The organism is Haladaptatus sp. AB643 (assembly GCF_024136975.1).
Taxonomy (GTDB): Archaea; Halobacteriota; Halobacteria; order Halobacteriales; family Haladaptataceae; genus Haladaptatus.
Window position 1 is genome coordinate 65,851 of the sequence record NZ_JAMYJW010000016.1, and the last position, 26,026, is coordinate 91,876.

Annotated in this window: 29 protein-coding genes; 16 read left to right on the forward strand and 13 right to left on the reverse strand. The window is 61.5% G+C overall.

The features are described 5' to 3' along the window. Window positions 1-1,092, forward strand: a complete 1,092-nt coding sequence (locus NKF25_RS22535; RefSeq protein ID WP_253228874.1) for a hypothetical protein — start codon at window positions 1-3, stop codon at window positions 1,090-1,092. Between the two features lie 18 nt (window positions 1,093-1,110). On the opposite strand, the gene NKF25_RS22540 is transcribed toward NKF25_RS22535, so the two are convergent. After that, a complete protein-coding gene (locus tag NKF25_RS22540) occupies window positions 1,111-2,385 on the reverse strand; it encodes an MBL fold metallo-hydrolase (protein ID WP_253228875.1) in 1,275 nt (424 codons plus the stop codon). Window positions 2,386-2,501: 116 nt separating this feature from the next. Here NKF25_RS22540 and NKF25_RS22545 point away from each other — a divergent pair, with 116 nt between their 5' ends. Further along, on the forward strand, window positions 2,502-3,974 hold the full coding sequence (locus NKF25_RS22545) for an aldehyde dehydrogenase family protein (protein ID WP_253228876.1): 1,473 nt from the start codon (window positions 2,502-2,504) through the stop codon (window positions 3,972-3,974). A gap of 274 nt (window positions 3,975-4,248) precedes the next feature. Here the strand turns inward: NKF25_RS22545 and NKF25_RS22550 are convergent, their stop codons facing one another. Continuing rightward, the gene (locus NKF25_RS22550; RefSeq protein WP_253228877.1) at window positions 4,249-5,574 is read right to left on the reverse strand and encodes a metallophosphoesterase; all 1,326 of its coding nucleotides are present in this window, start codon (window positions 5,572-5,574) and stop codon (window positions 4,249-4,251) included. 101 nt (window positions 5,575-5,675) lie between these two features. Here NKF25_RS22550 and NKF25_RS22555 point away from each other — a divergent pair, with 101 nt between their 5' ends. The 6 genes from NKF25_RS22555 to NKF25_RS22580 all read left to right on the forward strand — a co-directional run bounded on the left by NKF25_RS22555 (window position 5,676) and on the right by NKF25_RS22580 (window position 9,819). Next, window positions 5,676-6,080, forward strand: a complete 405-nt coding sequence (locus NKF25_RS22555; RefSeq protein WP_253228878.1) for a 30S ribosomal protein S6e — start codon at window positions 5,676-5,678, stop codon at window positions 6,078-6,080. Window positions 6,081-6,122: 42 nt separating this feature from the next. Continuing rightward, entirely contained in the window at window positions 6,123-6,560 is a 438-nt protein-coding gene (locus NKF25_RS22560; protein WP_253228879.1) for a hypothetical protein, read from the forward strand. Beyond that, window positions 6,557-6,988, forward strand: a complete 432-nt coding sequence (locus NKF25_RS22565) for a DUF5807 family protein (RefSeq protein WP_253228880.1) — start codon at window positions 6,557-6,559, stop codon at window positions 6,986-6,988. Before NKF25_RS22560 ends, NKF25_RS22565 begins: the two co-directional genes overlap by 4 nt. A 95-nt stretch (window positions 6,989-7,083) precedes the next feature. Further along, the gene (locus NKF25_RS22570) at window positions 7,084-8,511 is read left to right on the forward strand and encodes an ATP-binding protein (RefSeq protein WP_253228881.1); all 1,428 of its coding nucleotides are present in this window, start codon (window positions 7,084-7,086) and stop codon (window positions 8,509-8,511) included. Between the two features lie 85 nt (window positions 8,512-8,596). Next, on the forward strand, window positions 8,597-8,860 hold the full coding sequence (locus NKF25_RS22575; protein WP_253228882.1) for a hypothetical protein: 264 nt from the start codon (window positions 8,597-8,599) through the stop codon (window positions 8,858-8,860). Between the two features lie 38 nt (window positions 8,861-8,898). Next, the gene (locus tag NKF25_RS22580; protein ID WP_253228883.1) at window positions 8,899-9,819 is read left to right on the forward strand and encodes a carbohydrate kinase family protein; all 921 of its coding nucleotides are present in this window, start codon (window positions 8,899-8,901) and stop codon (window positions 9,817-9,819) included. A 4-nt stretch (window positions 9,820-9,823) separates the two neighbouring features. Here the strand turns inward: NKF25_RS22580 and NKF25_RS22585 are convergent, their stop codons facing one another. Then, window positions 9,824-10,333, reverse strand: coding sequence for a GNAT family N-acetyltransferase (locus NKF25_RS22585; RefSeq protein ID WP_253228884.1), 510 nt, complete (start codon window positions 10,331-10,333; stop codon window positions 9,824-9,826). A gap of 432 nt (window positions 10,334-10,765) precedes the next feature. After that, the gene (locus NKF25_RS22590; RefSeq protein WP_253228885.1) at window positions 10,766-11,554 is read right to left on the reverse strand and encodes a BtpA/SgcQ family protein; all 789 of its coding nucleotides are present in this window, start codon (window positions 11,552-11,554) and stop codon (window positions 10,766-10,768) included. A gap of 161 nt (window positions 11,555-11,715) precedes the next feature. Here NKF25_RS22590 and NKF25_RS22595 point away from each other — a divergent pair, with 161 nt between their 5' ends. After that, on the forward strand, window positions 11,716-12,741 hold the full coding sequence (locus NKF25_RS22595) for a phosphotransferase (protein ID WP_253228886.1): 1,026 nt from the start codon (window positions 11,716-11,718) through the stop codon (window positions 12,739-12,741). 202 nt (window positions 12,742-12,943) lie between these two features. Here the strand turns inward: NKF25_RS22595 and NKF25_RS22600 are convergent, their stop codons facing one another. Then, window positions 12,944-13,330 (reverse strand): hypothetical protein, encoded by a 387-nt coding sequence (locus tag NKF25_RS22600; RefSeq protein WP_253228887.1) that lies wholly within the window; start codon window positions 13,328-13,330, stop codon window positions 12,944-12,946. A gap of 532 nt (window positions 13,331-13,862) precedes the next feature. Between NKF25_RS22600 and NKF25_RS22605 the strand changes: the two genes are divergently transcribed. Then, on the forward strand, window positions 13,863-14,153 hold the full coding sequence (locus NKF25_RS22605) for a HalOD1 output domain-containing protein (RefSeq protein ID WP_253228888.1): 291 nt from the start codon (window positions 13,863-13,865) through the stop codon (window positions 14,151-14,153). Between the two features lie 12 nt (window positions 14,154-14,165). On the opposite strand, the gene NKF25_RS22610 is transcribed toward NKF25_RS22605, so the two are convergent. The 6 genes from NKF25_RS22610 to NKF25_RS22635 all read right to left on the reverse strand — a co-directional run bounded on the left by NKF25_RS22610 (window position 14,166) and on the right by NKF25_RS22635 (window position 18,743). After that, window positions 14,166-14,333 (reverse strand): helix-turn-helix domain-containing protein, encoded by a 168-nt coding sequence (locus tag NKF25_RS22610; RefSeq protein ID WP_253228915.1) that lies wholly within the window; start codon window positions 14,331-14,333, stop codon window positions 14,166-14,168. 135 nt (window positions 14,334-14,468) lie between these two features. After that, the gene (locus NKF25_RS22615; protein WP_253228889.1) at window positions 14,469-15,560 is read right to left on the reverse strand and encodes a recombinase RecJ; all 1,092 of its coding nucleotides are present in this window, start codon (window positions 15,558-15,560) and stop codon (window positions 14,469-14,471) included. Window positions 15,561-15,618: 58 nt separating this feature from the next. Continuing rightward, window positions 15,619-16,452, reverse strand: coding sequence for a succinylglutamate desuccinylase/aspartoacylase family protein (locus NKF25_RS22620; protein ID WP_253228890.1), 834 nt, complete (start codon window positions 16,450-16,452; stop codon window positions 15,619-15,621). Between the two features lie 117 nt (window positions 16,453-16,569). Beyond that, window positions 16,570-17,364 (reverse strand): ABC transporter permease subunit, encoded by a 795-nt coding sequence (locus tag NKF25_RS22625; protein WP_253228891.1) that lies wholly within the window; start codon window positions 17,362-17,364, stop codon window positions 16,570-16,572. Next, entirely contained in the window at window positions 17,361-18,272 is a 912-nt protein-coding gene (locus NKF25_RS22630; RefSeq protein WP_253228892.1) for an ABC transporter ATP-binding protein, read from the reverse strand. Before NKF25_RS22630 ends, NKF25_RS22625 begins: the two co-directional genes overlap by 4 nt. 36 nt (window positions 18,273-18,308) lie before the next feature. Further along, window positions 18,309-18,743: a universal stress protein gene (locus NKF25_RS22635; RefSeq protein ID WP_253228893.1), complete on the reverse strand. Its 435-nt coding sequence runs from the start codon at window positions 18,741-18,743 to the stop codon at window positions 18,309-18,311. A gap of 196 nt (window positions 18,744-18,939) precedes the next feature. Here NKF25_RS22635 and NKF25_RS22640 point away from each other — a divergent pair, with 196 nt between their 5' ends. Then, entirely contained in the window at window positions 18,940-19,395 is a 456-nt protein-coding gene (locus NKF25_RS22640; protein ID WP_253228894.1) for a universal stress protein, read from the forward strand. A 25-nt stretch (window positions 19,396-19,420) separates the two neighbouring features. Here NKF25_RS22640 and NKF25_RS22645 read toward each other — a convergent pair whose 3' ends face one another. Then, on the reverse strand, window positions 19,421-19,987 hold the full coding sequence (locus NKF25_RS22645) for a hypothetical protein (RefSeq protein ID WP_253228895.1): 567 nt from the start codon (window positions 19,985-19,987) through the stop codon (window positions 19,421-19,423). Between the two features lie 169 nt (window positions 19,988-20,156). Here NKF25_RS22645 and NKF25_RS22650 point away from each other — a divergent pair, with 169 nt between their 5' ends. Together NKF25_RS22650 and NKF25_RS22655 are read left to right on the forward strand one after the other, a co-directional pair. Further along, complete coding sequence (locus tag NKF25_RS22650; RefSeq protein ID WP_253228916.1) at window positions 20,157-20,906, forward strand: DNA polymerase sliding clamp; 750 nt, start codon at window positions 20,157-20,159, stop codon at window positions 20,904-20,906. 60 nt (window positions 20,907-20,966) lie between these two features. Next, window positions 20,967-21,500 carry a hypothetical protein gene (locus NKF25_RS22655; protein ID WP_253228896.1) on the forward strand — a complete coding sequence of 178 codons (534 nt, stop codon included), beginning with the start codon at window positions 20,967-20,969 and terminating at the stop codon, window positions 21,498-21,500. A 6-nt stretch (window positions 21,501-21,506) separates the two neighbouring features. Here the strand turns inward: NKF25_RS22655 and NKF25_RS22660 are convergent, their stop codons facing one another. Continuing rightward, on the reverse strand, window positions 21,507-22,250 hold the full coding sequence (locus NKF25_RS22660; RefSeq protein ID WP_253228897.1) for a DUF5806 family protein: 744 nt from the start codon (window positions 22,248-22,250) through the stop codon (window positions 21,507-21,509). 76 nt (window positions 22,251-22,326) lie between these two features. Here NKF25_RS22660 and NKF25_RS22665 point away from each other — a divergent pair, with 76 nt between their 5' ends. The 3 genes from NKF25_RS22665 (at window position 22,327) to NKF25_RS24390 (ending at window position 25,830) form a co-directional block, all read left to right on the forward strand. After that, the gene (locus NKF25_RS22665) at window positions 22,327-22,695 is read left to right on the forward strand and encodes a universal stress protein (RefSeq protein WP_066144901.1); all 369 of its coding nucleotides are present in this window, start codon (window positions 22,327-22,329) and stop codon (window positions 22,693-22,695) included. Further along, window positions 22,692-23,219 carry a GNAT family N-acetyltransferase gene (locus tag NKF25_RS22670; RefSeq protein WP_253228898.1) on the forward strand — a complete coding sequence of 176 codons (528 nt, stop codon included), beginning with the start codon at window positions 22,692-22,694 and terminating at the stop codon, window positions 23,217-23,219. The genes NKF25_RS22665 and NKF25_RS22670 overlap by 4 nt, the downstream gene beginning before the upstream one ends. A gap of 91 nt (window positions 23,220-23,310) precedes the next feature. Further along, the gene (locus NKF25_RS24390; RefSeq protein WP_253228899.1) at window positions 23,311-25,830 is read left to right on the forward strand and encodes a dipeptide ABC transporter ATP-binding protein; all 2,520 of its coding nucleotides are present in this window, start codon (window positions 23,311-23,313) and stop codon (window positions 25,828-25,830) included. Window positions 25,831-26,026: the final 196 nt, after the last annotated feature.

Consider the following 26,026-nt stretch of genomic DNA (forward strand, 5'->3'; position numbering starts at 1 on the left):
ATGAAAGTAGCGACAACACTCAACGAACGGGACCACCTCGAACTGTTCGTCCTCATCGACGAAACGGTGTACACCAGCAGACAGACCGGGTCGGAGACGGAGTGGACCGACTGGGAACGACTCGTCGGTGCCGAAGGAAAGGCGATAGCGGCCGGGCGCAACGAGGACGGACGCCCCGAGGTGTTCCTCACCGATCCGGCGGATGGAACGTATCACAATCGACGGGAAGCGCTGGGCACCGATGAAGCCGCGACCGAATGGGACGGCTGGCGACTGCTCTCCGACGATCCGATCACGGGCGAGTCGATAGCCGTCGCACCCAACGGCGACCGACGGCTCGAAGTCTTCGTCACCGGACCAGCGAGCGGGACGTTCCACGCGAAACAGACGTCGCCGAACGATACGACGTGGACCGACTGGGAACAGTTGGGCGACCAAGCCGGGAACGAAATCGTCGTCCAGCAGGCTGCGAACGAACGGTTGCACGCCTTCCTGCTCAGCTACGACGACAAGGCGACCGATCTGACGGCGGCCGAAAAGGAGTTCCTGTTCGGAATTCACCACTGCTGGCAACTCGAATTGGACGGCGACGAGTGGGCCGACTGGCATCGACGCGGGCGGGCGAACGGTCACTCGCTCGCCGTCGCGGAGAACAACGACGGGAAGTTCGAAATCTTCCTCGTCCGGGACGACGAGACGCCGCTCTACCTTCGACAGCTCGGATTCGAGGAGACCGAGTGGGAGGAGGAATGGAGCGAACTGAGCTATCCCGAGCGGTTCCAGGTGTTCCACCGCCCGAAGGCGAAATCGCTGGCCGTCGGCCGACACGCCGACGGCCGCCTCGAAGCGTTCATTACCGGAAAACGCCTCCACCACCTCTCGCAGATGGCACCGAACGGCGACTGGTCGCTGTGGGAGCGGTTCGGGAGAGTCAAATGCGCCGGTCTCTCCGTCACACGGACGACGGACGAACGCCTCGTCGTGTTCGGTCTCGAAGACATGCCGGAAGTGTCGCGGCAGCCGAAAATCCACCAGCGATGGGAGACCGAACCGAACGGCAAGTGGTCGAAATGGCACTCGCGCACGATTTAGGGATTTAGCGGTGAATCGTCACGTGAATTTGTTGCGAGGCGTCGCGGAGGTCGAATCATCGGCGATTTCGAACCGGCTACCGAGTTCGGGCGCGTTCGCATCGAAGCCGTCGTCCCGCAGTTCCTCGGCGAACGCCTCGCATCTGTCGCCGTGATTGACGAGAACCGTCGAATCCCGATACGAATCGAGGAAGTCGAGCAACCCGTTCCGGTCGGCGTGAGCCGAGAAGTCGTAGGATTCGACCTGCGCACTGACGGGCATGACGCGGCCGTCGATTTCGCCGCGGCCGTGGTCCAGCAGTTCCCTGCCGGGCGTTCCTTCGACCTGATAGCCGGTCATCGTGATCTTGTTGACCGGATTGGCGCGGATTTCGGGGATGTACGTCATCGCCGGACCACCGGTAAGCATCCCCGAGGTCGTCACGATGACAGTGTTCTTCCGCGCGATTCGCTTTCGCTGGCCGTTTCTCCCCGTCACGAATCGAGCGTGCGAGACGGCGCGCTGGAAGGCGTCCGGGTCGCGGAGGAACACGGACTGCTGTTGGAGCATTCTGGTGACTTGCTTTCCCATCCCGTCCACGTAGCAGTCGATGTCGTGGGCCTCACAGACCATCAGTATCTCCTGTGTCCGGCCGATGGCGAACGCCGGGACGACCACGGTTCCGCCCTCCCACACCGTCGTCTTCACGCTTTCGGCGAACTCCCGTTCCGTCGTCTTCCGCTCACCGCGCTCCACGTCGGAGTACGTGCTCTCGCAGATTACCACGTCCGCGTCGGGGCGGGCGGTCGTGCCCGACAGCAATCGCTGGTCGCCGGTGTGGAAGTCGGCGGTGTAGAGCAGTTCGGTGTCCCCGTCGTCGATGAGAACGTGCGCGCTTCCCGGAATGTGGCCCGCGTTGAAAAACGTGATTTCGTGGCCCGCGGCTTCGAACGACTCCTCGTAGCCGTGCAGTTCGGACACCTGGGCCAGTCGCTTCAGTTCCGCCTCGGTGAACGGACAGTCGTAGCTTCCGCCGTGGAGTTTCAGGGTGTCCCGCGCGAGGATGCGCGTCAGTTCGTACGTCGGCGGCGTCCAGTGAATCGGCGGCCGGTCGTCGCCCGCGAGCAGGGAAGGGAGGATGCCGACGTGGTCGAGATGGCCGTGCGAGACGACGACGGCATCGGGGTCCACGTCCTCGACGGGGTACTGTGGCGGATTGCCGGTCAGCATCCCGTAATCGAGCAGGAGGGAGTCGTTGACGAGAATCGCGCTCCGCCCCACCTCGCGCGCCCCGCCGAGAAACTCGATATTCATTGTCGGTGGTAACGGCCGGAGCCGTTTTTCTTCGTCGGTTCGGAAGCGTGTCTGAAAATGCCACACCGCGGCCGGTTCCTGACCATTTATCACCATGAACACCCGAGTTCTCAGTGATGTCGGACAGAGCCTACACCTTGGACGGCGACTGGAACGCCCTCTACATCGACGGCGAATGGATCGACGGCGGCGACCGGGACGAAATCGAAGTGACGAACCCGGCGACCCAGGAGAAAGTCACGTCGGTCCCCGCCGCGACCGAGGACGACGTGAATCGCGCCTACGAGGCCGCCGCCGAGGCGCAGGCCGACTGGGCCGACCTGCCGCCGAGCAAACGAGTCGGCGTCGTCCAGTCCGCACTCGACCTGCTGGACGAACACCGAAACGACATTCTCCACGCGCTCGCCGTCGAGTCCGGAAGCGCGAACATGAAAGCGTTCGCCGAGTGGCAGACCGCCCGCGGTATCACCCAGCAGGCGGCCGAGTTCCCGTTCCGCGTCGGCGGCGAGATCAAGGACTCGATGATTCCGGGCAAGGAGAACCACGTCAAGCGCGTGCCGATGGGCGTCGTCGGCGTCATCTCGCCGTGGAACTTCCCGTTCAACCTCTCGATGCGCGCCGTCGCACCCGCGCTGGCGCTCGGCAACGCCGTCGTCCTGAAACCCGCCTCGCCGACCCCCGTCACCGGCGGTCTCCTGCTCGCCAAGATTTTCGAGGAAGCCGAACTGCCCGAGGGACTGCTCAACGTCGTCCCCGGCAAGGGTTCGGAAATCGGCGACCGGATGGCGTCCCACCCCGAACTCGACGTGATGGCGTTCACGGGTTCGACCGAAGTCGGCAAACACGTCGCGGGTCTCGCCGCGGAGAACCTCGCGCTCCCCGCGATGGAACTCGGCGGGAACAACCCGCACGTCGTCACCGAGGATGCCGACCTCGACGCCGCCATCGATTCGGCCGTGTTCGGGTCGTTCCTCCACCAGGGACAGGTGTGCATCTCCATCAACCGCCACCTCGTCCACGAGGACGTGTACGACGAGTACGTCGAAAAGTTGACCGAGCGCGCCGAAGGACTCCCCATCGGCGACCCGACGGACCGCGACAACGTCATCGGCCCCATCATCGACGAGGGTCAGCGCGACCAGATGCTCGACTACATCGACTCGACGGTCGAGGAGGGTGCGACCCTCGAAACCGGCGGCCACCACGACGGCCTGTTCGTCAAGCCGACGGTCCTCTCCGGCGCGACCAACGACATGGCCGCGTCGTGCAACGAGACGTTCGGTCCCATCGCGCCGGTCATCCCGTTCTCCTCCGACGAGGAGGCCATCGAACTCGCGAACGACACCGAATACGGCCTCGCCGCGTCGGTACACGCGGGCGACCTCGGCCGCGCACAGGACTTCGCCGACGCCATCGACGCCGGGATGGTCCACATCAACGACCAACCCATCAACGAGGAACCCCACGTCCCGTTCGGCGGCGTGAAAGGCTCCGGAATCGGCCGCTACGACGGTGACGCCATCGTCGAGGAACTCACGCAGGAGAAGTGGATCTCAGTGCAGCGGAACCAGCGACGATATCCGTTCTAGAACCCACCTTTTTATAGCGAGGGTCGCAAACCACGCGACCCTCGATAAAGATCTGGACCAAAAGCACCAGAAGACGTTCCGGCTCACTTCGTTCGCGGGCATGCGACTTCCGAGCCTTCGTTCGCTACGCTCACGAAGACACTCCTCCTTCACTGCGTTCAGTCGTCGGCCCGCTCGCTCGCACCGCGCGTCGCTCGCGGGGAGTTGGAAACATCTCACCTCGTCGTCCGTGGCCCTTCTGGTTTCATCGGATACTCGTTTGTAGCCTGTCTTTCTACTCCTTCGATGCCGACTCGACCACTTCCTTCTCCGACCCCTCGATGACGGTCCGTTTCGGAATATCGTTCTTCACCTTCGGACGGCGCGAGAGCAACCGTTGGACGAGCGTGAGTTCGTTCGGGGCCTCCTTCTCGATGGTGTGGTACTCGATCACGACGTTTCCTTCCTCCTCGTCGATTTTGAAGTAGTTCAGTCGGTACGAAGGGTAATACACCGGCGGCAGGATACCGATCCACGTCGAGGTCCGGTGCAGTCGCTTGAGCCACGTTCCGGTGTTGATGATGACGCGCTCGCCCACGTTCGTGAGCGAGACGCGGTGGGTGTGGCCGTAGATGTACGCAACGACGTCGGGGAACTCCTCGAACACGTCCTCGGCGGCGGCGACGTAGGGCGCGTCGGCCGGTTCTTCGGGCTTCTCCTGTCTGACGAGGCCGAACCGTTCGAGCGTCTTTCGCACGTCGCGGGCGAAGAAGTACAGCGGTATCGAGACGAGAAGGAGGAGACCGACGACGACGAGATTGACGTAGATGACGAACTCCACGAGGTCTCCGACCAGTCCGAACTGGTGGAGAAAGTCCGCCGTGAGGTTCGAGATGAGATGCGTTCCGAGGACCCCGGTCGCTTCCAGCACGAGGACGAGGAGATACAGCAGGCTGATCTGGAAGAGCAACAGGAACGGCAACGCGCCGTAGCGCAGAAACGGGTTCATCTCGCGGTAGAAGTAGTTCGATGCGATCCAGTCCGGAATCTCTTCGAGCGGCGTGAGCGACTGGATGTCCTTGAGCCAGTTGTACTTCCCCCGCCCCGAAAGCTGTCCGGCCTTTCCCGTGATGTGACGGTTGACGAAGTAGCCGAGCGGGTTCGCACGCGGGTTGCCGAACTCCGGCATGCGGTTGTGTGCATCCTCCTGCATGCCGTGTTCGATCCAGATTTTCTTTCCGGCGACGGACCGAGTCAGCGACAGCGTCGAGTCGAGGTTCACGTTGTACTCGGCCAGTCGCCTCTCGTACTCCGGATACCCTGCGAGTTCGGCGTCGTGATTGCCGGGGATGAGCGTGATGGTGACGTTCTCGCCCGTCTTTCGAAACTGGTCGAACAGTTTCGGGTGGTGTTCGACCAGCAGGTCGAACTTCTTCATCCCGGCCGATTGGGTGAACTCCCACAGGCCGAAGGCGTCGCCGAGGATCACCAGTTCGGCGTTTTCATCTGTGGTTTCGAGCATCCGCAAGAACTCGACGAACTCGTCCTCGAACTCACACTTCTGTAGCTCCTCGTCGCCGCCGACGTGCAGGTCACTGACGAAGTAATAGGTTTCCGACATTCGTCCCCCCTGCCATCAACGAACGACTGGCCCATGCATAGCGGTTTCGTCCGAAAGCACTTTTCGATGTCCTTTTAGGGTGCGACCGATATTCGTTCCGTATGGCAAACTTTCAGGTCGTCGTTGCTGACCCCGACTCCGGGGCGGCCTATCAGCGCGAAGTAGACGGACAGGACGCAAACCGATTCCTCGGCAAGTCTATCGGTGAGGACGTCGACGGCAGTGCCGTCGGTCTCGACGGGTATTCCGTCGAAATCACCGGTGGCTCGGACAACGCCGGTCGCCCGATGCGTGGCGACGTCGCAGGCCCGAACCTCAAGGACGTGCTCCTCGAAGGCGGCACGGGTTACAACCCCGAGCGAGACGGCGAGCGACGACGCATCTCGGTCCGCGGAAAGGAAGTCAGCGAGGCAGTCGCGCAACTCAACGTCACGATCTCGGAATACGGCGACGAGTCCGTCGAATCCCTCTACGGCGAGGGCGACGACGAGGAAGACGACGAGTAACGCGGCGGAACACTCAAACATATACACCATCTTTTCACGATTATGACCCAGCGGGTTTCTAGTGATACGACCGAAACCGTCAGGGCGACACTGGCGCAGGCGGGTGCGACGCATCGTGCGAACATCGAGATTTCCGGGGACAACGAGGACGCGTTTCCGGCCGACGAAATCGTCCGTATCGTCATGGACGATACGGAGTATCGCGCTCGAATCGAACGACCGCTGACCGGCGACGGACGGCTCATTCGCGGGGTGTACGATACGCCGCGACTCGCGCGGAATCCCGGCGAAGGCGAAAACAGACTCTCCGAGTGGTTCGACGAGAGCAACCGCTCGTTTGGCCAGTCGGTGCTGATCGACGTGGTCGAGGAGGGGTTCAAATACGGGATTCGACAGCCGGGTTCGCGGGCGGTGTACGAGGCGACGGAAGCACCGGACGGTGACCTCGCGGATATCGCACGCCAAGTCGAGGACCAATGAACAAGCGGGACGAGTTTTTGGCCGGTGACCGCCCGGACGACGTCGCGCTCTTTCTCGCCGATTCGTTCGTCTCCGGGGACACGCTGGCGGAGTACGGCGAGTCGGTACCCGGTGGGACACTGCTCATCGTCCCCGGCGAAACCGGTCGAAGCGTGTTCAAGAAGGCGACCGGAATGGACGCGATGAACTTCGCGAAACAGGCGATGGGAACCGAAGGGACCGTCGCGCCGACGCTCGACGGCGGCGACTGTCCGGAGGGTGACCACGACGTGAAGTTCGTGTTCGCGTTCGCCGAGGAGCAGAACGAGGACGTCGGTGGCCTATACGCGGAGGGGGACGTGATTCACGCCTACGCCTACTGTGACTGTGGCACCGCGTTCTCGCAGAAGTGGGTCGCCGGCGAACGCGAAGACGCACGAGCGGCGTGAGAATTCGATCCGAGTTCGTTATTCAATCCAGGGTTCGTTACCATCCGTAATGAGTTAGATATATGTCTTTTGGCCGTGTTGGTGCAGAAAGCTAGATGGCGAATGTAGACCCGGTTTCGATCGGTCACGATTTCCCTGCCGAAATCCGTGTGCTCCACGTCGACAACGATGAGAAATTTCTCCAGTTGTCCAGAACGACCTTGGAAGCGGAGGATGGTATCGGAGAGGTCGTCAGCGTTACGAACAACGCGGAAGCGACGGAGTACCTCTTCGACCGTGACATCGATATCGACTGCGTCGTCAGTGATTACGAACTCGAAGATGGATCCGGATTGAAGTTGCTCGAACAGGTCCGTGATCGCTGTCCGTACATCCCGTTTCTCATGTTTACAGGGACTGGAAGCGAGGACGTTGCAAGCGGTGCTATTTCGGCCGGTGCGACGAACTACCTCCAGAAGGGGACGTCCAGTGTCCGGTTCGTCACGCTGGCGTCCCAAATCCGGCAAGCAGTGTCACGCCGTTACGTGGAAAAACAAGTCCACCGAGGGTTTCGAGCCATCGACACGACCAGCGAAGGTATCGCGTTGCTCACGAACGATTTCCGTTTCAATTACGTCAACCAAGCGTACGCCGACCTGTTCGGCTACGACTCGTCCACCCTCATCGGAGGGGAATGGAAGGAGACGCTCACGGACGAGGCAGACGACCGCATTCAGTCCGAGATAATCCCAGAAGTCGATTCTGCCGGGGAGTGGAACGGCGACATCACGGGAAAACGTCACGACGGCAGTACCCTCACGCTGACGCTCACCGTCACAGTCGTCGCGGAAGACGAGTACGTCTGTGCCGTCCGAGACGTCACCGAGCGCAAGGAGCGTGAACGCGCGCTCGTCCGGGAGAACGAGCGACTCGACGAGTTCGCGAGCCAGGTCTCCCACGACCTCCGTGGGCCGTTGAGCATCATCTACGGCTATCTCAACTTGGCCCGTAAAACGGGGAAAGAGGAACATTTCGACGAGGTAGAGACGGCCGCGGATCGCATCGAGGCCATCATCTCCGACCTCCTCGAAATCGCACGAGAAGGGCAAAAGACGCTGAAACTGGAGGAGGTCGAACTCGTCGAGTTCGCCATCGACGTGTGGAACGGTGTCGAAAGCGAACCGGCAACCCTCGACGTCGAGTCGATGAACGACCGAATTCTCGCCGACCGCGACCGTTTGACCGAGTTGTTTGCGAACCTGTTTCGAAACGCGATCGAACACGGTGGCGACGACGTGACCGTTTCCCTCGGCAAGACGCCGGGAGGATTTTACGTCGCTGACGACGGCCCCGGGATTCCGGAGGAACAACGCGAACGGGTGTTGGAATCGGGGTACTCGACGGAACAGTCCGGAACCGGACTCGGCTTGAGTATCGTCCAGCAGATCGCCGACTCCCACGGCTGGACGATTGCGATCGGTGACAGCACCGGCGGCGGCGCTCGGTTCGCGTTCTCCGACGTCGAATATCCGGGCACGCAGTGACACCTGTCCCTCGGATATCCCCCGATTTTTCCGATTTCCTCGATTTCCCCGACATCGCTTTCCCCTTCCCTGCCGACGGTTACCTATGGCAGAGCGGGTGCCCATCGACAACTGGGGCGCAATCGAAACCAACCTCCGGCAGTTCGCTCCGGACGTTGACGAACACGGGTCGAAACTCGTCGCACGGATGGGTGTCGCCCGGTTTACCGTCACGCGTGACGGACACGTTACGGCCGGAATGCCGTTTCACGAGTTCGACGGACGCGCGGATTGGGTCGTCTTCGACCACGACGCGGGCGTGATTCGGATCGAGCGGGCAGGGGTAACCTACGTGTTCCGCAAACCGTAGCGCAAGCGACTTCCCGCCGCGACGTGACCGTGCCGACGATGACATTCGACGCGGTGACGGTCGGGAGCGCGCTCGTTGACCACGTCTACTCGCTCTCGAACCTGCCGGAGCCGGACGGCGGCGCGTTCGTCCGCGACGAATCCCGTGCCGCCGGTGGCGTCGCGGCGAACGTCGCAACCGCACTCTCACGACTCGGCCGCGACACCGGCGTCGTGGCACGCGTCGGCGACGACGAGGAGGGCGAATTCGTGAAAAGCGACCTCGAAGCCCGCGGCATCGACACGACCCGCGTTCGTCGCGGCAACGAAGACTCTTCGTACTGTCTCATCCTCCGCGACCCCGACGGCGAGCGCATGATCATCGCGGGGGGAGACGCCGTGCCCGCACTCCGACTCGACGACGCCGACCTCGACTACCTCCGCCGCGCCCGCGTCGTGTTCACCAGCGCGTACGCCCCCGACGAAGTCGTCTCGCGCCTCGTTTCCGCCCGAAGAGCGGGCGACTTACCGCCGCTCGTCTTCGATCTCTCCGGCCCGCTCTCAGAACTCGACGGCCGGGGCGTCACCCGTGAAACGTTGGACGACGCGCTCCCCGTCTTCGACCTGCTGGTCACGAGCGAGGTGCCAGTCCGATCGTACCTCGGCGTCGGTCCACACGAGGCCGTCGAGACGTTCCGCGAGAGGGGTGTGAAACGCGGCGCGGTGACGCGCGGCGCGGACGGTGCGCTGCTGTTCGACGCGTCGGAGACGGTCGAGATACCCGCCTTCGACGTTCCCGTGACCGACACGACCGGAGCGGGGGACGGTCACACTGCTGGCCTGATCCACGAGTGGATTTTGGGAGCGGGAAATATGGCGAAAGCGGGGGAGTTCGCGGCCGCCGTGGCCGCGTTGAACTGCGGCGCGGAGGGCGCGAGGGGTGGCTTGCCGACGGAAAACGAGGTCGAGGAGTTTCTGTGAACGGTCACAGCTCCTTTTTCATCTCGATGACCGTCCCCGTCACGCCCGTCGATTTGCTGCTGCAGAACTCGTGTGTGTACTCCCTCACGCGTTCGTATCCGTGTTCCTCGTAGAACGAAACCGCGTTCAACGACGCCGAGAGTCCGAGAGCGTGCGTATTCCGGTCACGCATCCGGCGTTCTATCTCCGAGAGTACCGCGGAGCCAACTCCCGTCCGGGCGACTGACGGGTGAACGTACACACCTGTGACTTCCGCCTCCACTGTGGCCTCGTACTCCTCGGGCGATTCGAGTGTGGCCGACCCGAACGCCACGACGGTTCCTTCGTCCTCCGCGACGACGAACTCGGTCACCTCGTTTTCGATAACTGATGAGTAGTCGGCGGACTCACAACCTCTCGCCCACGCTGCGACCTGCGGTTCCGCGTATCCTTCCGGGCCGAGTTCCGTGATTGATTCCGAATGAACGCTCCGGACTGCCTCGGCGTCGTCGGTCGTCGCGTCACGAACGTGCACGGCGTCATATTAGTCCCAACTGTCATCTTCGGTTCGGTTCTGCAGATTGGTCTGTGTAACCTCAGTAGGAATAGTGGAAAGACATGGATGTATTCGTGAAACACCCCTTTCTGCTCACCTCACCGTACTGGATTTGATTTTGATGCGATTGCAGCTACCGAGCCGCATGAATACCGTCCTGCAACCGATTCCGCACCACACCACTCCCTCCCCAACCGATTCCTCCGGGAGAGCAAAGCTCTCCCGTGCTCTCGTTCACTCCTTCGTCCTCGCCAGCGTGAAACGTCGGCTTCCAGCGGGACCTTCGGTCCCTCGCGCGCCGCTCGTATTCACTCGCTTCCGCGCGCCACTCGGTTAGGACGGGTTAGGCGATACGAGTGGGCTACACGAGAACCGAAGGAGTATCCGTTCGTAGCGAGCGTAGTGGGTGCCTCAGATCCTCTCGACTAGTTCCCGAACTCGCTCCTCGTCCACTCGGTTCGTCGTCTCGCCGCCTTCTTTCAACGCCGTGCCGACGATAGCGCCGTCCGCGATATCCAGCAGGTCACGAACGTTTTCGGCCGTCGTTCCGCTCCCGAGAAGCACCGGCGCATCCGATCCGACCCCGTCCCGGCACGCGACGACGGCTTCCAGCATCTCGGTATCCACTTCGTGACCGGTTCCGACGCCGCTCACGACGATACCGTCCGCCCGTCCGCGGCCGAGGGTCTCGTCCACCAGTTCGGTGACGGGCCGTTCCGCGAGTGCGGCGGAGTGTTTCACGTCCACGTCGGCGAGGACCTTCACGTCGGAATCGAGTTCGTCCCGCAGGCGGATCGTCTCGTGTGCGCTCCCCTCGATGATGCCTTGGTCGGTCAGGCGCGCGCCGGTGTGGACGTTCACGCGGATGAACTGGGCGTCGGCCGCGGTCGCTATCGAGAGGGCCGCTTCGGCGTCGTTGCGGAGGACGTTCACGCCGAGCGGGCACTCTGTAGCCTGTCGGAGTTCGGTGACGACGCGGGTCATGGAGGCGACGACGTGCTTCGGCACGTCGTTCGGGTGGAACGGCGAGTCGCCGAAGTTCTCCACCATGATCGCGTCCACGCCGCCCGATTCGAGCGCGTGGGCGTCGGTGAGCGCGCGAGTTCGGAGCGCGTCGAAGTTGCCGTCGAAACCGGGAGCACCCGGCAGGGCGGGCAGGTGTACCATGCCGACGATGGCGTCAGTGTCGAAAATGACCATACGCGGCCCTCGTTGCGACCCGGATTAAAGGGTCCGAGTCGTTCGTTCGGGATCGTTCCGGTTCGCTCCGGTTCGTTCCGGCCCGGAGAGTTCCGTTGCTGTTGGCAGTTCGACACCACAAGGCTTCTACGAGCGGGGCGGCGAAACCCACCCATAACTCGATGACGGACACGAACTTGGAGACCGAACGCGTTCCACGACTGATCCGGGAGATACTCGGCGACCGCACGGTGACGAACGTGGTTCCGGCGGACGAGGGCACTGACGACGTCTTTTTCGTCACCGTCGAGATGCCGGACGGGGCCCGACACTGCGTACTGAAAGCCCGTTCGTTCGTGGACCCGCCTTCGTTTCGGATGGAACCGCGCATTCTCGACTTCGTGAACCGGCGAACCGAGATTCCGGTCCCGGCCGTTCTCGGATACGTGGACGAGCACGATAGCCTGCCCGTGCCGTTCTTCCTGATGGAGCGTGCGCCCGGCGAGCAGGTTTCCGGCCCGGAGTCGCTGACCGACCGCGCCCTCGAACGCACCGCACACGACGCCGGACGGCACCTCGGCGAACTTCACTCCGCGGCCACGTTCGACGGATACGGTTGGCTTCGTGCGGGCGTGGACGCCGACAGCGAACCGACCGTCGGTGGCCTCTCGATCACCGATCCCGAACCCGATTGGCCCTCACGGCTCCGGTCCTACGCAGAAGGAAACCTCGCCCGCATCGAGGAATCCGGGCGATTTTCGGATCTGACCGACGAACTCCGTGCCGGACTCGACCACTACCTCGAAGTCGTTCCGTCCGATCCCGCTCCGGTGCTCCTCCACGACGACTATCGGTTCGGTAACCTCCTCGTCGACCCGGACACCGGTACCGTGCGAACGGTGCTCGACTGGGGTAACCAGTTCACCGGCCACCGCGAGTTCGACCTCGCGACCACCGAACACTACCTCTGCGGTCGTCGCCCGCTGGACGACGAACGGCGAAGTATCGTCAACGAGGCATTGCTTTCGGGGTATGCACAGACGGACGAACTGACGCGCGACGACGGGTTTCGGTGCCGACAACGGGCATACCGCTTCATCGGACAACTCTCCCCGCTCGCGTGGTTCGATCTCTGGTACGGTGGGCGCGACGATTCGGATGATATCGAGACCCGGCAGAAGGAACTCGCGCTGTCGTTGCTTCCGTAGCCCCGAATCAGTTGCTCGTGTTCACCGGTCACTGAACCGTCGGTTGCTTATAAACGAAACGTAGTGAGCGGTGTGAACGTGCCCACGGAAATCTGGTCCAGCATGTACTTGCCGGGCGAAAAGGGATGTCCGACTCGGTGGACTCACCATCAGAATCCAAACCGGATACGAGCGGGGACTAACGATGATCTATCGTTACTGATCAGTTACTGTGCTCTCGCAGGCGATGTGCGAGTTGACCGATATTGGTCCACCCGCGCAGTTTTCCGCTCTCTCGATCGTACTTGATGGCATCGTGCTCGGCGAGTAGTGGTAGATGATCGTTCCAGACGGCCTCCGCGATCTCTTCGAAGAGTTGGGTCGGTGTATCACCGGAACACTCCTCCAACTCTTGGTACGTGAGGTGCTCGATTAGCGATTCGATTTCGACCGGGCCGTCGCATACTTGTAAGTAAGAGAGGATCACTCGTCGCCGTTGGCTCGTAAGCAATTCGCTGACTTCCGTCTCCGAAAGTCTCCCGTCAGTTGTATCGTTGGTAATACTTTCGAGGTCTTCGGTCGCGTTTTGGAGTTGCATATGTTTGCTCATTACTCCCGACGTCCTTTCATCCATTTTGTAGTAACTCGCGTGGCGATGAATATCTCGCTGTTGCGTATGTCACCGTATAAAATGGGGTCCAGTAGACGGATGCATTCGTCAAACCGAATCAGGTCAGTGAACGCAAATCCCATACTGCTTCGAGAAAGGAGTGATCGGTACCCAGGGAAGAACACTCCCTACGCTGTCCCAATCTTCCTAATTTCGGTACTAATCCGCTATCAATCGACTGCTTGGCCGTTCTTAACGGCAGTGCCATCCATGCAGCTTAAACAGCCATGGACGCTATTTTGATTATCACCAAAAATACGTGCAAAATCAGGCGTAACGAAGTTGCCGCAGTTTTGACACCGGATTGCTTCAAGAAGCGCTGCCGGAGTACAGCGTTGAAAACATAGAGATGAGGTATCCGCATTATCTTTCGCCAGAGGATGTTTATAACTACAGGCCGGAGGTTTGGATGGAGTGCTCGTTGCGGAAATCGTCCGAATAATCACGAGCGCTCTAGGGAGAGACTACAACCATGGGAGAGACAACAACCAACACACCAAGCGACGAGCAAACGATCACGGCAGAGCCCTCGATCACGGTGTTGATTCATGCCGAGATTGCTACCCGTGACGGTCCCGATACGAGTGAATGCCCGCCGTTATACGAGGCCATCGACCCGGATGCTCTTGACACGCTGTTCGCTCCACTCCACCGAAAGACCGAACGAAACGGGAAAGTGGTTTTCGACTACTGTGGCTATCAGGTCACGGTCAACGCTGATCGGACGGTTGAACTCGAGCCGCTCGATGCCGAGGGGGAATGAGATACTGTGATTTTACTCGACTACCGCGTCTTCGTCGATCATTAGTCGGACCGGGTAGTCTGGGGTACCGGCGTTTTCAACGAACGCGTGGTCACGGAGCTCTCCTTGGCCACGTCGAAGTCGCTCAGAGAGCGCTTGATGTGTGACCCCAAACTCTTCGGCTAGATCATCGGTAGTGATCTTACGAGGAACTGAACACGAGGAATTGAATCGTCGTACTCGCGACGAACCGCGTTTTTATCGACCATCCTGCCGAGTAGCAACGCAGAACAGTTAATTTTTTGTACTGTTCGAGACGGTCCGTTCGAAGCGACCCTATTCGTCGGTGTCCAGTTCGTCGTCCTCGTGTTTCAGGGCCCAGAACGCTTCCAGAATCACCTGCTTGGTCACCGCGCCCTGTGTGGTCCAGTGGTGGGCGTAGTCCAGCATGTCGTCGTAGATGCTCGGTTTGCAACCCGCCGCTTTCGGGTGGCCGCCGCCGTTGACCTGCCGTGCGACCTCGTGGCACCGCTCGAACTCGTCGGTACCGCGAATACTCGCGCTTCCGGCGGGTTTGACGACGACCGAAGCGTCCGCACCCTGTTCGCGCATCGCTTCCGCGACCTCGTTCTGCGAACAGCGGCCGTAGGTGACGCCGACCATCCAGTCGCCGATCCGCTTCATCTCGGCGCGGGACACTGCCCGCTCGATGAGCGCCTCCTTCTCGACGCGCTGTTCCGCGAGGAACTCCTCGACTTCCGCGGGGAGTTCCGCACCGTGTTCCTGAATGACCTCCATGTACTCCTCGGGTTCCGCCCAGTAGGAGTAGTCCGCCAAGTCGTCGCTCCGTGGGTCGTCCCGAAGCCACAAGTCGTGGTCGCGCGTGACTTCCGCGAGTTCGACGAGGTAATCCGGGAAGTCGTAGTCGAGCGAGCGGGCGACCACGTCGGCGGTACACTCCTCGTCGGATTCACCGACGACGAGTTCGATACCGAGCGCGCGAACGGCGTCGGCCACGGCCTCGTCCCACTGGTGGTGGTCGAACCAGAAGACCTCGTTCGCCTCCTCCACGAGGACTTCGAGTTCCGCCGCTATCGGCTCGTAGGCGTCGGGACAGAGGTCACAGATGAAGACGGTCGCACCGGGTTCGCTGTACGCGACGACCCGTTCGAGGGCGTCCGCGAGGTCGTGCGGTCCGGCGTCGATGAGCGCCGTCTCGCCGTAGGCTTCGCGAACGAGCGCGGTTGCCGCCAGTCCGTCGGCGTCCGGATCGGCGACGACGGCCCGTTCCGCACCCTCCAACTCCTCTTTCGCTTCCTGTTCTTCCTGCCGTGCTTCGAGCGAGTCGGGAAAGAAAAAGCCCTCACCCGGGAGGAGCGATTTCCGTTCGAGCGAGAGGTTCTCGTCGTCGATAACCCAATCTTTCATACCTTCCCTCATACCCCAGACGCAAAGAGTTCCCGGGTATGGCTCCGGGAAGACGAAGTTATTCGAACGTTCGGGAGATACCGTTCCGTTCGAGGAGGTGACGGACCATGTTCAGCGTCCAGTTGATCCGCGTGTCGAGGTCCGTACCGTATCGCGTCGTATCGAGGAGATAGGCGGGTATCTCCATGTCGCGGCCGACTTTTCCGGCCAGGAGGGGTTCGCTCCCGTCGAGCAACCGCCCCATCTTGAACTCGTAGTACTCGGGGAGCGAGTCGGCGAGGTGGTGGTTGTTCATGTACGACGCCGTTTTCGTCGCGTCCCGGTCGGCACCTTCCGAAGTCGTCGGGAAGATGGCTTGTCCGGTTCCGTCCGGCGCATCCGCATCCCAAAGGATGCCCTTCGAGCTATGGAGGGTCAACACCGTCTTCGGGTCGTGACGGTCGATTTCGTACCACAGCGCGCGGGCGAGCGCCGTCCTCGGTTCGCGCCCCGGGTGGAACTTCGCGTTCAAGTTCCCATCGTCGTTCAGATACGCTCCCCGTTCGATAGCGACCGGGTTCGCTCGCGGAATCACGACGAGTTTCCCCTTGTCGATGGACCATTCGGCGATACCACCGGCGGCCCGGTATCCGGCCGGTTCGTTGCCGTGGATGCCACCGACGACGACGGCCGTTGGACCCGGTTCCCCGGATTTGACGACGTGTACGTCCGTTTCGTCGTTCGTTCCGCGCCGAATCGCGTGCGACGTCCGCTCCTCGCCCGCCGCCGCACCGACTCCCGTCGCAACCGTCGCCGCCGCGAGAACACTTCCTGATTTCAGTAGAAATCCGCGCCGTGAGCTGCTAGTGGCAGATACTGCTCGTTCCGATCGTGAACTCTGGCTGTCAACCATCTGGAAGTGAAACTCCTCACGTCCGAATATTATGTATTTCTAACGAAAAAATATATATATATATCCGAACAGACAAAAGGATTCTATCGGGTGTGGAATCCCGCGTCGGGAAACCGGTCAGAGGTCCGCCGAACGAAACCGCCGGTAGCCGAGTGCCACCGGGATCACGGCCCATCCGAGGAGGACGAGGAGGGCGAACCACCCGGACTGATAGAACGTGGATGCGGTGTTACCATGCACCAGCGTACTCATCCCGTTCGAGTAGGCCTGGATGGGACTGAGGCCGTCGATGACTTTCGCCCAGACGGGTTCCGCGCCACCCGGCATCGAAAAACCGTTGAGCACGTACCGGATCACCAGCGGAATCGCCGACCAACCCGCGAGCGTCAGGAGGAAGAACCCGACGCTCGTCGCCATCGCGCGGTTGCTCGTGGGCGAAGCGGCCGAGAGACAGACCGCCGAACTCGTGTACGCCGCCGCGAGGAGCAGGACGAGGACGAGGAACAGCACGTACCCGACGATGGAGAGCGTCCCGCCGAGGACGACGAAGACGAGCGTCGAGATGAGGATGCCGATAATCGCCGCCGCGCCGACGACTGCGGCCCGTCCGATGGCCTTCCCGGAAATCACGTCCAACCGGGTGTACGGGAGCGCGAGCAGGAGTTTCAGGCTGCCGAGTTCGCGTTCGCCCGCGATAGCCCCGTAACTCATCATCAATCCCGCCAACGGGACGAAAAAGAGGGCCGTCTGCACGAACCCGAAGAAGTCCTGTCCGCCGGGATTTTGCGCGTGGCTCATCCCCAGATACGTCGGAACGGCGAAGAACAGGACGAACCCGGCGGCCGCAGTCGCGAGCGACCACTTCCGGTAGGCGTCGAGGAAGTCCTTTTTCGCCATGACGCGCCAGTTCATGCCGGAACCCCCGCCGTGTAGGTGGCGAACAGTTCTTCGAGCGACGCCTCCTCGGTTTCGAAATCCTCGATAACTGCACCCGTCGATTCGACGACGTCGAGAACGCGCTTTTTCGACGGGTTCGTACAGGCCACCACGAGCGTCGTCCCGTCGGCGACGACGTTCCCGACGCCCTCGACGCCACGCACTCTGTCGAGCGTACCCGACGGGATTCGGTTCACTTGAACGGTCAGCGACGCGCCGGAACCGACCGTCTCGCGGAGTCCGTCGATGGAGTTCACCGTGACCAGTTCGCCGTCGTTGAGGATAGCGACGCGGTCACAGACGGCTTCGACCTGCTCCAGGATGTGACTGGAGAAGAACACGGTCGTCCCGCGGTCGCTCTCCTCCTGGATGATTTCCCGCATCGCCAGCGCCCCGTTGGGATCGAGGCCGGTCGTCGGTTCGTCGAGGATGAGCAAGTCGGGGTCGCCGACGAGCGCCATGCCGAGGATGAGTCGCTGGGTCATCCCCTTCGAGAATCCTTCCGCCCGCCGGTCCGCTGCCTCGGGAATGCCGACCCGTTCCAGTATCCTGTCCGGGTCGTCGTTCGCGCCGCGTGTTTCGATGACGAAGTCGAGGTGTTGACGGGCGGTGAGATGGCCGTAGGAGTGGTAGGCGTCAGGGAGGACACCGATACGTTCGTGAACGGCCCGGGTTTCTCGCTGGGCGTCGTGGCCGAAAACGCTGACCGTTCCGCTGTTCGGTCTAACGTAGTCGAGAACGATGTCGATGGTGGTCGATTTTCCCGCGCCGTTGGGGCCGAGAAAACCGAACACCTCACCTTCCTGTATGGAGAGATCGAGGTTGCGGAGGGCAACGACGTTCCCAAATCGCTTGGAAACGTCCACCAATTCGATGGCGGTCATGGCGGGAACATCGTAGCCGTCTGATAAATGTCTTCCTCACGCCTCGCTCGGGTCGAGTTGCCGGACCGTCAACACGGGTGTCGGGCAGGTTCGAACGACGCGTTCGGCGACGCTCCCGATGAGGAATCGGTTTTCGCCGTGTCGTCCTCGCGTCCCCGTCGCGACCACATCCACATCGTTGTCGCGGGCGTACTCCCCGATTTCGGCGGCCGGATCGCCCTCCCGGACGGCGGTGACGACGCTCCCGTTCGTGTTCTCGCGGATCGATTCGAGCGCCGTTTCGGCTTGTGCTTCGAGCGCGTCGTGAAACTCCTCGCGCAGCGTTTCGGGGGAGGAGTTCACTTCTCCCTCGTCCACGACGTAGAGTGCGTGTACCTCGGCATCGAAGCGGCGCGCGAGGTCGAGTGCGACCGTCACTGCCCGTTCGACGCTCTCGGAACCATCGGTGGCGATAACGACGGTGTCTATCATCGTTTCTCATTCCTCCGGCATCCCGCTTAAAGCCTAAGACTATATTGCACCAATCCAAACGGCTAAGGTCTATGGTGCATGTTATCAGTACGCCCGACGGGGCAAGGTTGCACTCAAGCCGCAATCCCATCCGATTGCGGTTTCTCGACGGGCAAGCGGGAGAAGGCTTTTTGCTTACCTACGCGCACCCACACGTATGTCCGAGTCGTCAGTCGAAGTAAACACGGTACTCGTTCCGGTGGACGGAAGCGACGAATCGGTGCGTGCCGTCGAGTACGCGGTTGCTATCGCCGACCGCTACGGTGCCGATGTTCACACGCTCTACGTGTTCGGTGAGGAAGTGTCCCGAGCGATCGAAACCGGAACGGTCGAGGAGGACGACGTCATCGACGAGACGGAATCGTTCATCGACGGTGCACACGCCATCGCCGAGAACGCCGACGTCGAACTCGGCAGTTCGATAGCCTACGGCTTTTCGACGCACAGCAAACTCCGCCATCCCGGCAGCACCGTGCTCGACTGTGCGGACGAGATCGATGCCGACTTCATCGTCGTCCCGCGGGAAACGCTCGCCGACGAACCCGGAGACGTGCTCGAAAAGGCGGCGGAGTACGTACTCCTGTACGCCAGCCAACCCGTTCTCTCGGTCTGATTTCATTCTCTCGGTTAGATGGAGCTCAGAAGTTGGTCATCTTCGATTGAATCCGCCCGTCGTCGATCGCCAACTCCTCGTCCGCGTCCCTGAAATACTCCGCCAGTTCGTCCATCCGTATCTCGTCGCTGTCGTGTAGGTAGGCGATTTCGGTGAGCGACAACGCTTCACCCTCTTCCAACTTGTGTCGTAGTTGCTCGACGGAGAGCGAGTGGAAGGTCAGATCGAGATCGACGCTCGCCACCCTGCCCTCTCTCACCTCCGCCATGTTGATTCCTTCGTGCAATACCGTCTCGAAATCGAGGCTGGTGTCCTCGGTCGCCCGATAGAGGAACGAAACGGCGGACACGAGCGCATCGAACGCCGCCGCGCCGTCCATGTTTTCGAACCGCTTTTCGAAGATGAGCCGTCGGTCGCGTTCCGGAAGCCGCTCAACGAGGAGTTCGAAATCGCACATCGCGTTGTACGTTCGGTCCCGAATGCGCGCACGCGTGTTGCGTTCCGATTGCGTACTCGCGAGGTCGGACTCGCCACGAAGATACGCTCGGTCGGCCTGGCTCAGGATTCCACGGGGTCGCTTATTCCCGTCCATAACTTGTATCAGGTTATGTATTGAGATGCACTCATATAATCATAATCCATATCGAGTTATCTATCTGAATTGTTAGCAAAATCATTATGCGGTTGTTTGCTGATATCTTAGCCGATAAACGATGAGCGAAACCAGTTCGAAACCACGGCAAAGCAGCGACGGAGACAGCTTGTTCGAAGGGGTGGTGGACGCCGACGTGATGCAGACGACCGTCTCGCTGGTCGAGGCGTTGGTGGACGAGTGTCACCTCTACCTCGACGACGACGGTATCCGTATCCCGGCGATTGACCCCGCCACCGTGGCCGCCATCGACCTCGTCCTGAAACCCGACGCGTTCGAATCCTACGAGACCGACGGTGCCCACGTCGGCGTCGACGTCCCACGGCTCAGCGACATCGTCGGAATGGCCGACCGCGACCAATTGATATCGCTTACGCTCGACGCCGAAACGCGAAAGCTCGTGATTCGCATCGGCGAACTCACCTACACGCTCGCCCTCCTCGACCCCGAGACGGTTCGCTCTCCGCCGGACCGGTCGAACGTCGAGTTCGAATTCACCGGGGAAGTCGTCACGGACGCCGAAACCATCAGTCGGGCGGTGACGGCGGCCGATATGGTTTCGAGTCACGTGACGCTCGGAATCGACGCGGAGGAGGAACTGTTCTACGCCGAGGAGGACGGCGACACCGACGACGTCTCGCTCGCGCTTCCGGCGGATGACCTCGCGGGGTTCACCCCCGGCGACGCACACGCGCTGTTCTCCATCGACTATCTGACAGCCATCGACCGAGCGATGCCGCGTGATTTGGACGTCGAACTCGAACTCGGCGTCGACATCCCGCTCGCGATGCACCACTCGTTCGCCGAAGGTGCTGGGGTAGTCGATTATCTGGTGTCCCCCCGAATCGCCAGAAGTTGAGACGCGCGTTCGAACCGCGATGACACAACGTTTTTACCCGCAAAAGCCACCCATCGGTGTATGGACCGGACGACGCCGAACGTCACGGCGCACTCACGCGCGATGCCGTACTGGGAGAACGTCATCGACGACATGGACGCGACAGCGGCGGAGTACGACGACGAGGGATGGAAGACGGTACAGCTTCATCCCGGCGACGTAACGCCGCTTTGGCTGGACGAGGACGACGAGTTCGGACTCGACGTGCTCGTTCCGGACAACGAGTTCGAGGAGGTAAAGGAACTGATGGACGGCGTTTCGTTCGATGCGTTCGAATTCTATCGCGCGCTCGCCGATGGCCTCGTGTTCGGTGTCGTCGTCATGGAAGACCACGACGCCGAAACCGCCGTTCTCTACCCGGTGTACTACGACATGCAGGGAGCGGAGGGGATGTTGGACGACGCGACGGAAGCGGGGGAGATGTACACGTTCGTCCGAACGCTGAGCGAGGACCGCGTCCAGTTCGTTCACGACGACCCGTCGCTGTTCCGCCCGACGGAGGAAGAGATCGAAGCGGCGACCGCCGACGTGGAAGAAGCGGACGTCGAAGAGTAACGAACCCTACTCCTCGCCGTTGATTTCGTGCCCGCAGTGGGGACACTCCATCTCGTCGTGGCGCAACTCCTCGCTCGATTCGCGCACCTCGCGCATGACGCTCGAAATCCTGTCCTCGGCGGCGAGTTCGTCCTCGACCGCGAGGTCCACGCCCTCGACTTCGAGCAGGAACTTGGCGACCTCGGTCACCTCGTACATCACGTCGTCGAGCTCCTCGGCGGTGAAAAATCCGGACATCGCGCCGTAGAGGAACGTCGCGCCCGCTTTTCGAACCTTGTCCTCGAACGCCGACCGCGCCTGATTCACCGCCTGCGGGGTGTACGTGTCGGTCATGAACGGAACGAGATACGGGAGGTTGTTCCCGATTTTCGTCATCTCCACGCCGGTTTCGGTTCGGAAGTCCGCACAGAGACGGGCGATTGCCCACTCGCGCGCGGTGATGTAGGTCCGGTCGCGCAGGAACTCGTTGACGCGGTCGTACTGTGCCCCGTCCATCTTCTTGAATCGCGCGTATTTCTGCACCTCCGGCGGTATTTCGGGGGTATCAGGTTCGTCGGGTGTGGTATCGTTTCCGGCGTCGGGTGTGGTATCGTTTCCGACATCGGGTGCGATATCGTTTCCGGCGTCGGGAGTCGTTTCGGTCGCCGATTCGGCGGCCATCTCCTGGGAAACGCCTTCCGCCGTCTCGCGTGTCGTTTCGGCGTGCTCGTCCTCCGTTTCGGGCTCGGGCGGGGAGGGGTCGTTCGACATATCCCGTCGTTACCGAGCGGGGTGCAAAAGCGTATCGCACCCAACTGTTTTGATACCCGGCGGAAATGGAGGTAGTATGAAGGTCTTATTGGGAATCGGCGGGAGCGATGACTCCCTTACCGCGCTCTCCCGAACCGTCGAGCGCGCGGTCGCGGCGGACGACGAACTGACGGTCGCCATCCTCGACAACCCGGAAAGCGATCTGGCGAAGGACGACATCACGGAGAAGGTACAGGCGGTACTGGACGACGTCGGGTTCGACGCGACCGTTCGGGACGTGTCCGGCGACCCCGGGAGCCGACTGCTCGACATCGCCGAAAGCGAAGGGTTCGAACAGATAGTCCTCGGCGGCGGCCAGCGTAGTCCGATGGGGAAGATCCGCTTGGGCCAGATCGCGGAATTCGTCCTATTGAACTCGCACGTCTCGGTGAAACTAGTACGATGAGTCCCGACCGCCGGTTCCCGGACGAGCCCGCTGGGCCGTTCCCGGAACCACCGCAGACGTTCACCGACCGCGAAGGGCGAGACATCGAAGTCCGTCCCTTCGAGGAGGGTGATGCGGAAGCACTCGTCTCGATGTACGTCGATTTCGACCCGGCTGACCGAGCACAGGGGATTCCCCCGGCCACGGAACCACGGGTGCGCAACTGGGTGGAGACGCTGACCGACGGCGACGGGTTGAACGTCATCGCGTGGGACGGTGACGAGGTCGCGGGTCATGCGACCCTCGTTCCCGACGGGAACTCCTCCTACGAGCTCGCCATCTTCGTACATCAGGAGTACCAACGCGCCGGAATCGGATCACATCTCATCCGAACACTCCTCGGCTACGGGCGACAGGAAAGCATCGACAAGGTGTGGCTCACGGTCGAACGATGGAACCGCGCCGCCGTCAACCTCTATCGCAACGTCGGGTTCGAGACCGCCGATGCCGAGAGTTTCGAGCTAGAGATGGTTTTGCGGTTGTGAGATTTTTTCACGAGCTTCCTTTCGTTACTGTGTCGTATGCTATACTCAACCGAACGATTTTTGCTCGCGCGACCACCATAGCCGCGTAATCGTGAGCGATCTACTGTCCATCTCGAATCTCAAGACGCAGTTCCATACCGAGCGGGGGACTGTCAAAGCGGTGGACGACTTCGAACTGAATATCCGCGAGGGCGAAACGATCGGACTCGTCGGCGAATCAGGGTCTGGAAAGAGTGTTACCGCGCTCTCGGCGATGCAACTCATCGACGACCCGGGTGAAGTCGTCTCGGGTGATATCGAATTCCAACATGCCGAAGTCGCCGAAGAGTTCGCCGAAAAATATCCGAGCGGCGTCGGGGAGTTCGTGTTCCCCGACGAGGGCTACATCGACATCATGGCCGCGCCCGAATCCGTCATGCGGGACATCCGCGGCAGCGAGATGGGGATGATCTTCCAGGACCCCATGACCTCGCTCAACCCGGCACTGACCGTCGGCGAGCAGGTGGCCGAAAGCCTTCGACTCCACCAGTACGGCGGCCAGCGAAAGGATAGCTGGTGGAACGCGGTGCGGGAAATCGCCCCGAAACTCGGCAACGACGAAATCGACGGCGAACTCCTCGAAGACACCATCGACATCCTCGAAGAGGTGGGGATTCCGGAACCGGAATCCCGCGTGGAGGAGTACCCACACGAGTTCTCGGGCGGGATGCGCCAGCGCGTCCTCATCGCCATCGCGCTCGCGTGCAAGCCGAAACTGCTCATCGCGGACGAACCGACGACCGCACTGGACGTGACGATTCAGGCCCAGATTCTCGACCTCATCAACGACCTGCAGGACGAGTTGGGCATGTCCGTCTTCATGATTACCCACGACCTCGGCGTCGTCGCCGAGACCTGTGACCGAGTCGCGGTGATGTACGCGGGAGACCTCGTGGAAGTCGGTCCCGTAGACGAGATTTTCCACAACCCGAGCCACCCGTACACCTACGCGCTCCTCGAATCCGTCCCGCGCGAGGACAAGGAACGGCTGACTCCCATCGAGGGGAACGTTCCCGACCTCATCGACATGCCGCAGGGATGTCACTTCGCCGACCGCTGTCCGTGGGCGCAACCCGAATGTACGCAGGGTGAAATCCCGAACCTCCAACACGGTCCGGAGGACCTGGACCACCGCGCCAAGTGCGTCCTCGAATCGTTCGACAAAACGGAGTACATCCAGGAACAGGAGAGTCTCACGACCAGTGACCACGAAATCGGCGACACGCTGGTCGAAGTCGATCAACTGAAGAAGCACTACTCGCGCGCGGACGACTTCCTCGACAAGTGGCTCTCGGACGGCGACAACAGCGTGAAAGCGGTCGACGGCATCTCGTTCGACATCTACGAGGGCGAGACGGTGGGATTGGTCGGCGAGTCCGGCTGTGGCAAATCGACCGCCGGGCGGTCGCTGCTCCGGCTCGAAGACCTGACCGACGGGCGAGTCGTCTTCGCCGGAACGGACCTCGGCGGCTTGGACGGCGACGAGATGCGCGAGCGACGCAAGGACGTCCAGATGATCTTCCAGGACCCGCTGTCCAGTCTGGACCCCCGGATGTCCATCGGGAGTATCATCGCGGAACCGCTCAAGATTCACGGACTGGCGAAGGAGAACCGACGGGAACGCGTGGAGGAACTGATGGAGAACGTCGGCCTCGACCCCAGTCAGCGCGACCGGTACCCACACGAGATTTCCGGCGGCCAACGCCAGCGTGTCGGCATCGCCCGCGCGCTCGCGGTGGACCCGGACTTCATCGTCGCCGACGAACCGGTCTCGGCGCTGGACGTCTCCGTGCAGGCCCAGATCATCAACCTGCTCGAAGACCTGCAGGACGAGTTCGGCCTGACGTTCCTGTTCATCGCGCACGACCTCTCCGTGGTTCGGCACATCTCCGACCGTATCGCCGTGATGTACCTCGGCGAAATCGTGGAGATAGCGGACACGGACGAACTGTTCGCAGACCCGAAACACCCCTACACGCAGGCGTTACTCTCGGCGATTCCGGAACCCGACCCCAGAGCGGACACCGACGACCGCGTCATCCTCAAGGGTGACGTGCCGTCGCCCATCGACCCGCCGAGCGGCTGTCACTTCCGAACGCGCTGTCCGCAGATCATCCCGCCGGAGGGGATGGACATCGACCAGCGGGCGTACCGCGAAGTGATGAACTACCGCGAGCGAGTCGAAGACCGCTCTATCAACCTCGAATCGGTTCACGAACAGGCAGCGGAAGGCGGGTCCCCGGAGCGGGCCGCGACGGACGGGGGCGAGAGGAAGACTGACGCCCAGCCCTCGTCGGACGTGGAATCTCCCGCTTCGACGGACGAACCGATGAGCCGACAGCCTGTGGACGATTCCTTCCACGCCGTGCTCTGGGACCGGTTGTTCGAGAAGGAACCGACGGGCGTACCGCGGGATATCGTTTCCCAGTCATTCGACCATCTCGCGGACGGCGACTGGGAATCGGCTGAGTCGCTTCTGCGCGAGCACTTCACGAGCATCTGTGAGCAGAAGGACCCAGTGCTTCAGGACACGACCCACCCGTCGGCCTGTCACCTCTACGATCAACCGTAGTAGTCGATTCGACATTTCTGGTCATTGGGTTCCTTTATTGACCATCTCGAAACACGCGTGTGCAATACCACGCGTCGAAGGCGCATAGACGACGGTGTCGCCGGATTCGTCGCCGAACCATCCCGGAACGTCGTTTTCTCTAATGAAAAACGGTGTTCTATTTAAGAATCCAAACTTTATGTGCGGAAGTGTGACT

Coding starts and splice junctions, on each gene's coding strand:
- NKF25_RS22535 (WP_253228874.1), top strand. CDS start 1: ATGAAAGTAGCGACAACACTCAACGAACGGGACCACCTCGAACTGTTC.
- NKF25_RS22540 (WP_253228875.1), bottom strand. CDS start 2,385: ATGAATATCGAGTTTCTCGGCGGGGCGCGCGAGGTGGGGCGGAGCGCG.
- NKF25_RS22545 (WP_253228876.1), top strand. CDS start 2,502: ATGTCGGACAGAGCCTACACCTTGGACGGCGACTGGAACGCCCTCTAC.
- NKF25_RS22550 (WP_253228877.1), bottom strand. CDS start 5,574: ATGTCGGAAACCTATTACTTCGTCAGTGACCTGCACGTCGGCGGCGAC.
- NKF25_RS22555 (WP_253228878.1), top strand. CDS start 5,676: ATGGCAAACTTTCAGGTCGTCGTTGCTGACCCCGACTCCGGGGCGGCC.
- NKF25_RS22560 (WP_253228879.1), top strand. CDS start 6,123: ATGACCCAGCGGGTTTCTAGTGATACGACCGAAACCGTCAGGGCGACA.
- NKF25_RS22565 (WP_253228880.1), top strand. CDS start 6,557: ATGAACAAGCGGGACGAGTTTTTGGCCGGTGACCGCCCGGACGACGTC.
- NKF25_RS22570 (WP_253228881.1), top strand. CDS start 7,084: ATGGCGAATGTAGACCCGGTTTCGATCGGTCACGATTTCCCTGCCGAA.
- NKF25_RS22575 (WP_253228882.1), top strand. CDS start 8,597: ATGGCAGAGCGGGTGCCCATCGACAACTGGGGCGCAATCGAAACCAAC.
- NKF25_RS22580 (WP_253228883.1), top strand. CDS start 8,899: ATGACATTCGACGCGGTGACGGTCGGGAGCGCGCTCGTTGACCACGTC.
- NKF25_RS22590 (WP_253228885.1), bottom strand. CDS start 11,554: ATGGTCATTTTCGACACTGACGCCATCGTCGGCATGGTACACCTGCCC.
- NKF25_RS22595 (WP_253228886.1), top strand. CDS start 11,716: ATGACGGACACGAACTTGGAGACCGAACGCGTTCCACGACTGATCCGG.
- NKF25_RS22600 (WP_253228887.1), bottom strand. CDS start 13,330: ATGAGCAAACATATGCAACTCCAAAACGCGACCGAAGACCTCGAAAGT.
- NKF25_RS22605 (WP_253228888.1), top strand. CDS start 13,863: ATGGGAGAGACAACAACCAACACACCAAGCGACGAGCAAACGATCACG.
- NKF25_RS22615 (WP_253228889.1), bottom strand. CDS start 15,560: ATGAAAGATTGGGTTATCGACGACGAGAACCTCTCGCTCGAACGGAAA.
- NKF25_RS22620 (WP_253228890.1), bottom strand. CDS start 16,452: ATGGTTGACAGCCAGAGTTCACGATCGGAACGAGCAGTATCTGCCACT.
- NKF25_RS22625 (WP_253228891.1), bottom strand. CDS start 17,364: ATGAACTGGCGCGTCATGGCGAAAAAGGACTTCCTCGACGCCTACCGG.
- NKF25_RS22630 (WP_253228892.1), bottom strand. CDS start 18,272: ATGACCGCCATCGAATTGGTGGACGTTTCCAAGCGATTTGGGAACGTC.
- NKF25_RS22635 (WP_253228893.1), bottom strand. CDS start 18,743: ATGATAGACACCGTCGTTATCGCCACCGATGGTTCCGAGAGCGTCGAA.
- NKF25_RS22640 (WP_253228894.1), top strand. CDS start 18,940: ATGTCCGAGTCGTCAGTCGAAGTAAACACGGTACTCGTTCCGGTGGAC.
- NKF25_RS22645 (WP_253228895.1), bottom strand. CDS start 19,987: ATGGACGGGAATAAGCGACCCCGTGGAATCCTGAGCCAGGCCGACCGA.
- NKF25_RS22655 (WP_253228896.1), top strand. CDS start 20,967: ATGGACCGGACGACGCCGAACGTCACGGCGCACTCACGCGCGATGCCG.
- NKF25_RS22660 (WP_253228897.1), bottom strand. CDS start 22,250: ATGTCGAACGACCCCTCCCCGCCCGAGCCCGAAACGGAGGACGAGCAC.
- NKF25_RS22665 (WP_066144901.1), top strand. CDS start 22,327: ATGAAGGTCTTATTGGGAATCGGCGGGAGCGATGACTCCCTTACCGCG.
- NKF25_RS22670 (WP_253228898.1), top strand. CDS start 22,692: ATGAGTCCCGACCGCCGGTTCCCGGACGAGCCCGCTGGGCCGTTCCCG.